General features: G+C 76.0%; 3 protein-coding genes. All 3 read left to right on the top strand.

Annotated elements, in window-relative coordinates; genetic code table 11:
- Nucleotides 1–274 (top strand): helix-turn-helix transcriptional regulator (locus tag ACLU3S_RS36890; protein ID WP_413956337.1); only part of this gene is annotated, 274 nt, incomplete at its 5' end.
- Nucleotides 275–392: 118 nt separating this feature from the next.
- Nucleotides 393–803 carry a nuclear transport factor 2 family protein gene (locus ACLU3S_RS36895; RefSeq protein WP_413956338.1) on the top strand — a complete coding sequence of 137 codons (411 nt, stop codon included), beginning with the start codon at nucleotides 393–395 and terminating at the stop codon, nucleotides 801–803.
- An 82-nt stretch (nucleotides 804–885) separates the two neighbouring features.
- Nucleotides 886–1548: a hypothetical protein gene (locus ACLU3S_RS36900; protein WP_413956339.1), complete on the top strand. Its 663-nt coding sequence runs from the start codon at nucleotides 886–888 to the stop codon at nucleotides 1546–1548.
- The last annotated feature ends 122 nt before the right edge of the window (nucleotides 1549–1670 follow it).

Here is a 1670-nt window from a genome sequence, read left to right on the forward strand (position 1 = left end):
GCTGACGGCCGGCCGGGTGCTGCGCCTGGACTACGCCGACGCGGCGGGCCGCGTCACCGCACGGGACGTCGAGCCGCTCGGGTTCCTCGGCGGCGAGGAGCACTGGTACCTGGCCGCCTGGTGCCGGCTGCGGGACGCCCCGCGCGGCTTCCGCCTCGACCGCGTCCGCGCGGTCACGGCCCTCGGCGAGCGGGTCCCGGACCGCGCCGTCGACCTCGCCGCGCTCGACACCCTCGGCTCGGACGTGGTGCCTCTCGGCGATCTGCGGGCGTGACGGCGGTCGCGCCCGGGATGTGACGGCAATCACCGACACAGGGGTGTCGCGGACGGCGCGCAGGCTGGTGCCCGTTCCCGACGGAGACGACCGTCGACGACCTTGAAAGGCACCGCACATGACCACCGCATCCGCGACCGGCACCGCCCTCACCCCCGCCACCGGCAGCGCCCTCTTCGACCGCTGGACCGCCCTGTGGAACGGCGACTTCGGCGACCCGGAGGCGTTCCTCGCGCCCGGCTTCCGCATCCGCTTCGCCAACGCCCCCGAGAACGCGGCCACGGACGAGATCCACGGCCCTGCCGGGATGGTCGCGTTCGTGCGTGCCTTCCGCGCGGAGAAGCCCGGCCTGCTGTTCGCCGTGGACGGGACGCCGACGGTGGACGGTGCGGCGGGCCGGGCCGCGTGCTGCTGGTACGTGACCGGGCCGGACGGTGCGCACAAGAGCGGCATCGACCTGCTCGAGGTGGAGGAGGGGCGCATCGCGACCGTGTGGTCGGTGACCGGTCTGCGCCGCTTCGCGGACTGACGGCCAGGCCGTTTGCGGGCGGTCTTCCGGGTCACCCGAAGGGAGAACCGGCCGGCGGGGCCGGTCCGACCGGAAGGCAACCATGTCCACGGGTTTGATCATCCTGTTGATCGTGATCGTGGCGGCCGTGGTCCTCGCCGCGGTGGCCGCCGCCACCCAGCGCGGCCGCCGCGGCGGAGCCGGCCTGAAGCGGCGCTTCGGGCCCGAGTACGAGCGGGCGGTGGCGCTGCACGACGGAGACTCCAAGGCCGCCGAACGAGAACTGGCCGAGCGCCTCGAACGCCACGGAGACCTGCGGGAACGGCCCCTGGACCGGGCCGAGCGGGACCGGTACGCGGCGCGCTGGACGACCGTGCAGGAGCACTTCGTCGAATCCCCGCGGGAGGCCGTCGCCGAGGCCGACCGGCTGCTCGCCGAGGTGGCCGCCGTCCGCGGCTACCCCGACGGCGGGCGCTACGAGGAGCAGCTCGCCGCGCTGTCCGTGCACCACGCCGCGCACGTGGACGGCTACCGGCAGGTGCACCGGGTGGCCGGCGCCGGGGCGGGCGGCGGGCCGGGCGAGGCCGGTGCCGGGACCGAGGAGATGCGCAGGGCTCTGGTCGGCGCCCACGCCCTCTTCGACGACCTGACCGGCTCGGGCGCCCGGACCGGCCGCTCGCGCACCCCCTCGGAGGCCGACGCCGGCGGCCGTGACCGCCCCCACACGCCGTGGTCCCTCAACCGGGGCCGACCGAAGGAGAGTTGAGCGCGATGTCGGACAGGACGACCGGCTCCGGCGACGGGCGGCACCCCACGGGGCGCTTCGCACCCCGGCCGGACGAGGAGTGGGCACCGGAGGACGCGGTCGCCGAGGAGCGGCCGGCCCGC

Origin of the sequence: Streptomyces sp. AF1A (assembly GCF_047340315.1) — a bacterium.
In the GTDB taxonomy this organism is placed as follows: domain Bacteria; phylum Actinomycetota; class Actinomycetes; order Streptomycetales; family Streptomycetaceae; genus Streptomyces.

Coding starts and splice junctions, on each gene's coding strand:
- ACLU3S_RS36900 (WP_413956339.1), top strand. CDS start 886: ATGTCCACGGGTTTGATCATCCTGTTGATCGTGATCGTGGCGGCCGTG.
- ACLU3S_RS36895 (WP_413956338.1), top strand. CDS start 393: ATGACCACCGCATCCGCGACCGGCACCGCCCTCACCCCCGCCACCGGC.